The following is a 5,433-nucleotide window of genomic DNA, read 5'->3' on the forward strand; positions in this document are numbered from 1 at the left end:
AATGTTCATCAAGGCCAGAAGTGACAAAGACTTCGTTAAACAGGCCGGATATATGGCAGCAACCTGCCACGTCATCGAAGCATAGAGCCTTTGCAAATCGGGAGGAGACCATATATGGGACGAGCGCAGCGATTCCCAACATCTGTCTCTCATTTTAACGTCCCGCGTCACGCTCGTTTTGCCGCAGTACCCATCCGTTCCGCCAAATTGGTCCTAACCTTAATCATTGTCGTTAATACACTGATTAATCAGGTAAATATGGCAAATCGAAATTCAGCGTTATATTTAGAGTAGTCGGGCTTTTAGTCGAGGTATCGCTCAGGTACTTTAGCTAGCCTCGTTTTCATCCGGTCGATCAGGAGTACACCACATGTCAGAGTCGAATCAACACGCCGAACAGGTGACCGCAGTCATTCTGGCCGGTGGTATGGCGCGTCGTATGGGGGGTATGGATAAAGGCTGGGTGGAGCTGAGTGGTAAGCCACTGATCAGTCATGTATTAGAAACGATCAAGCCGCAGGTTGACCGTTGTTTGATTAATGCTAATCGCAGTATGGATGCCTACAGTGCATTAGGGATGCCTATTGTGAGCGATCTGGAAGGGGACTTTCAGGGCCCGCTGATGGGGATGGCGACGGGGATGTTTCACGCGCCCACAGATTGGGTGATGTTTGTACCTTGTGATACACCTTCGCTGCCGGACGATCTGGTAAGCCGTATGCTGAAGATGGCCAACGCTTCGGGTGCTGAAATTGCCGTGGCGAATGATGGCCAGCGGATGCAGTCGGTGGTTGCGTTGATACGCCGGGAGTTGTTGGAGAGTTTGCAGGCCGCACTCAAAGACGGCGAGCGTAAAGTTGATCGTTGGTATGGCCAGCATAAGGTGGTGGAGGTCGATTTTTCTGATAAGCCCGATGCGTTTGTAAATGTGAACAGCCGTGACGATCTGGCTGAGTTGCAGCAGATGCCAGCGCTGCTCGGATTTGTGGCATGGAGTGGCACGGGTAAAACCACCTTGTTGCGTAAATTGATTCCGTTGCTTAAAGAGCAGGGGGTACGTGTCGGTGTGATTAAGCATGCTCATCACAAGTTCGATATCGATCATCCCGGCAAGGATAGCTACGAGTTACGTAAAGCGGGTGCAGATCAGATGCTGATTAGCTCACACACCCGTTGGGCGTTAATGGTGGAGGAGGATCAGGGGGATTATCCTTCCTTTGCTCGCATGTTAAGTCGAATGGATCACTCAACCCTGGACTTGGTACTGGTCGAGGGTTTCAAGCGCGAAGCGATCCCTAAAATTGAACTGCATCGTACTGTGTTGGAGAAAGACCTCATCCATCCAACGGATGACAGTGTTATCGCAATTGCAGCGGATAGGCCGTTAGCCCTGCAGCGTGAGATGCCACAGCTGGATATCAATGATGAAACGGCGGTATTACAGTTTGTGTTGGATTATTTGGCGGAACAGCAACGCTAGGCATTTTCAGCAGTTGGTCTCTGAGCGCGAGCTATTCTAAGGCGTCGGTATCTCTGAGAGGAGAACCGGCGTTTTTCCGTTTTAGGGAACGTGATTCGGTCTTTTTTACTCCAATATAGAGTGGTTTGGATAATTGGCCCAACGCCGATTTGTCTGTTGGTCCTTAGTGGGGCTCCTTGTGCTTTTCTATAGTGCATGTCTGGGTCAGTTTTGTGGGCCTTTTTGTGCCGTTAGTGGTTCATGTTGGTGCAAGTCGTTGTAAGAAACTGTGGTTTTGGGGTTTTATCCTGATTTGGTTTCTTTAACAAAAATTTATCCTGAAATATAAGCTTAAAACGCAGCTATTTTTCTGGTTTGGGTATTGGGTATCAGTACAATATTCGGTTCGGGTTTTATTTGCCGCCCGAAGTGCTGCTAAAGAGGAATGTTGAATGTTCTACCGTGACACCTGGGTCGAAGTTGATCTGGATCGTATCGCCGAAAACGTAAGCAATATTAAGCGCCATGCGGGGTTTGAAAACCTCTATGCTGTGGTGAAAGCGAACGCGTATGGTCATGGTGACGTTGAAGTAGCACGCGCTGCACTGGATGCCGGTGCCAACATGCTGGCCGTCGCGTTTCTGGATGAGGCGTTGAATCTGCGTCGTAAAATTAAAGACGTTCCGGTATTGGTGATGGGGCCGATTCGTCCGACCGATATCGCGGTGGCGGCAGAGCAGAATATCGATATTACTGCCCACGATCTGAACTGGATCGAAGCGGCTGCCGGTTATCAGGGTGTACCCGCGAATGTGCACCTGAAAATTGACAGTGGAATGCACCGCATTGGTATTACCAACGCAGAAAGCTTTGCCAAAGCGTGCGACATGCTGGATGCAGAAACGAATCTTAATCTGATTGGTTTGTTTACGCACTTTGCGACCGCAGATGGTTGTGTCGATCTCTATCAGAAGCAGATCGATAAAGTGAAAGCGATTACTGAAGGTGCTGATCTGAGCCGCTTTAAGTACGTGCATCAGTCAAACAGCGCTGCGTTGCTGCGTCATCCGCAGCAGACGGCCGCGAATGGTGGCCGCCTCGGTATCTCCATGTACGGGCTGGCACCGAGCGATGAATTTGAACTGCCATGCGAACTGAAGCAGGCGTTTTCCCTGCACAGCCGTATTACTCAGGTTAAACGTCTGAAGGCGGGTGACAAAGTGGGATATGGCGCGACATTCGAAGCAGAAGAAGACATGTTGGTCGGTGTGATGCCAATCGGTTATGCCGATGGTTGGTTGCGCTACCACCAGAATCGTCCTGTTGAGATCAACGGGAAAGAATTTCAAATCGTTGGACGTGTATGCATGGATCAGACCATGATTCGCGTTGACGAGAGCGTGTGTGTCGGTGATCAGGTCAGCCTGATCAACGACAACATCACTGTTGATAATGCCGCTCAGGACCTGAGCACCATCAACTATGAGATCGTTTGCTCCATCTCTGACCGCGTACCACGGGTGTATAAGCGTGGTGGTGAGACCGTATCTGTACGCAACGATCGATTTAAATAAGGAGCCGTTAAAGATGGTCATGAATACTGAAATGTCTCCGGTAGAACTGCGTCGCGCAGTACGTTCCGGCGAATTTACAGGCAACACCTCTGGTGTGGCGCAGGGTTTCGTACAGTGCAATCTGGCGATTCTGCCGGCTGACTGGGCAAATGAATTCCTGCAGTTCTGTCAGCTGAACCAGAAACCGTGTCCGCTGGTGGGTATGTCCGCACAGCCGGGTGATACTGGGATTCTGGCGCTGGGCGAAGATCTGGATATCCGTACCGATGTACCGAAATACCGCATCTTCAAGGACGGTGAATTCGCACAGGAAGTCGATGATATTCGTGACTACTGGCGTGATGATCTGGTGACCTTTGCACTGGGTTGCTCGTTCTCTTTTGAAGAAGCGCTGATTGCTGATGGTCTGGATGTACGTAACGTGACCGAAGGCGTGAACGTTCCGATGTACCGCACCAATGTGGCCTGCAAACCAGCGGGTCGTTTCAGCGGTGATACGGTTGTCTCCATGCGTCCAATGAAACCGGTTGATGCGATCCGTGCGATCCAGATCTGCAGCCGTTTCCCATCTGTACACGGTGCGCCGATTCACTTTGGTGATCCTGCACAGATCGGCATCTCAGATATCAATACGCCGGATTACGGCGATGCCGTGACCATTAAAGACGGTGAAGTTCCTGTGTTCTGGGCGTGTGGTGTAACACCACAGGTCGCGCTGGAACAGGCTAAGCCACCGTTCTGTATCACTCACAGTCCGGGTCACATGCTGGTGACTGATCTGCCAAACAGCCGTCTGGCCGTGCTCTGAGTTCTGAATACGTATTAAGTGAGTAAGTGGTCTGGAACGCGCAACGTCCGGGCCGGTTACAGAGGATTATAAGAATGACAATAAAACTGAACTGCGATCTTGGTGAAAGCTTTGGTGCCTGGACAATGGGTCTGGACGCCGCTGTGATGCCCCACATTGATCAGGCAAATATTGCCTGTGGTTTCCATGCCGGTGATCCACTGGTAATGCAGCGCACACTGGCGCTGGCGAAAGAAAACAATGTCACCGTGGGTGCACATCCGGGCTATCAGGATCTGGTTGGTTTTGGTCGTCGTTCTATGAATTGTCAGCCTGCGGAAATCGTCGCGCTGATGCATTATCAGATCGCTGCGCTGGACGGCATGGCCCGTACGCAAGGTCTGGAACTGACCTACGTTAAGCCGCATGGCGCGCTGTATAACGACATGATGGCGCGTGACGATGTACGCGCGGCTGTGATGCAGTCTATCGCTGAATACCACCGCCCAATTGCGCTGATGTTGCAGGCGACACCGCAGGGTGACCAGCACCGTGCAGAAGCGAAAGAGGCGGGTATCGAAGTGTTGTTCGAAGCCTTTGCTGACCGTTGCTACGACGATGACGGAAAATTACTGGCTCGCAGTAAGCCGGGTGCCGTACATGACCGTGAAAAGATGCTGGCTCAGGTTGAGCAGCTGTGCAGTGAAGGCACGGTGACAACGGTTAGCGGTAACACCCTGAAAATTGATGCGGATACGTTGTGTGTACACGGTGACAACGAAGCCGGTGTGCGTGCGATCGAAGCGATTCGCGGAGTGATTGAAGCATGAGAATAGAGGTTGCAGGCGAAAATGCCCTGATCCTCTATCTGGGCGAACACGGTGAGCCGGGCGTGGCGAATCGGGTTGAACAGGCTTCCCGACTGCTGAAGCAGGAACTGGGTGAGAAGCTGATTGATCTGGTGCCTTCTTACGCCTCTGTATTGCTGATTTTCGATATGTTCCGTTGCGATCACCTGGACGTGCGTCGTGGTATCCGCAAGGTGATGGCCAATCTGTCCGACGAGTCATCCGAGCAGGGCCGTATTGTGACGCTGCCGGTGTATTACGGTACAGACTCCGGTGAAGATCTGGAGCAGTTGGCACGTAATGCGAAGCTGACCATCGACGAAGTAATCCAGATCCATCAGGCCGGTGAATACCGCGTGTATGCGATCGGTTTTGCACCAGGTTTTGCGTATCTGGGTGATGTGGATGAGCGCATTGCTGCGCCGCGTTTGTCGACGCCGCGCCAGCGTGTACCACGCGGTGCTGTGGCGATTGCTGATCGTCAGACCGCCATCTATCCGGCGGTTTCTCCGGGTGGTTGGAATTTGATTGGACGTTGCCCGCAGCGCATGTTCGATCCAGACGCACAGCCAACGATGCCGGTTGAAGTCGGTGATCGAGTGCGTTTCGAAGCGATTAGCCGCAACGACTTTTTTGAACTGGGAGGCAGCTTAGATGACGCATAACAATGCTCAAACTCAAGGCTTCCGAGTTCGTCAGCCGGGCCTGATGACACTGATTCAGGATGCCGGTCGTTTTGGTAAACACGGTATTGGTCTGACATGT

At 51.9% G+C, this 5,433-nt stretch carries 5 protein-coding genes; all 5 read left to right on the forward strand.

The features are described 5' to 3' along the window. Window positions 1-370: 370 nt before the first annotated feature. Window positions 371-1,480, forward strand: a complete 1,110-nt coding sequence (gene mobA, locus ABYW01_RS13030; RefSeq protein WP_372833351.1) for a molybdenum cofactor guanylyltransferase MobA — start codon at window positions 371-373, stop codon at window positions 1,478-1,480. Window positions 1,481-1,911: 431 nt separating this feature from the next. After that, window positions 1,912-3,033 carry an alanine racemase gene (gene alr / locus ABYW01_RS13035; RefSeq protein WP_372833353.1) on the forward strand — a complete coding sequence of 374 codons (1,122 nt, stop codon included), beginning with the start codon at window positions 1,912-1,914 and terminating at the stop codon, window positions 3,031-3,033. A gap of 19 nt (window positions 3,034-3,052) precedes the next feature. Next, window positions 3,053-3,841: a putative hydro-lyase gene (locus ABYW01_RS13040; RefSeq protein ID WP_193953930.1), complete on the forward strand. Its 789-nt coding sequence runs from the start codon at window positions 3,053-3,055 to the stop codon at window positions 3,839-3,841. A 74-nt stretch (window positions 3,842-3,915) separates the two neighbouring features. Beyond that, entirely contained in the window at window positions 3,916-4,650 is a 735-nt protein-coding gene (locus tag ABYW01_RS13045) for a 5-oxoprolinase subunit PxpA (protein ID WP_372833355.1), read from the forward strand. After that, entirely contained in the window at window positions 4,647-5,333 is a 687-nt protein-coding gene (gene pxpB, locus ABYW01_RS13050; RefSeq protein ID WP_193953816.1) for a 5-oxoprolinase subunit PxpB, read from the forward strand. The genes ABYW01_RS13045 and pxpB overlap by 4 nt, the downstream gene beginning before the upstream one ends. The last annotated feature ends 100 nt before the right edge of the window (window positions 5,334-5,433 follow it).

Origin of the sequence: Pontibacterium sp. (assembly GCF_041587635.1) — a bacterium.
GTDB lineage: Bacteria > Pseudomonadota > Gammaproteobacteria > Pseudomonadales > Balneatricaceae > Pontibacterium.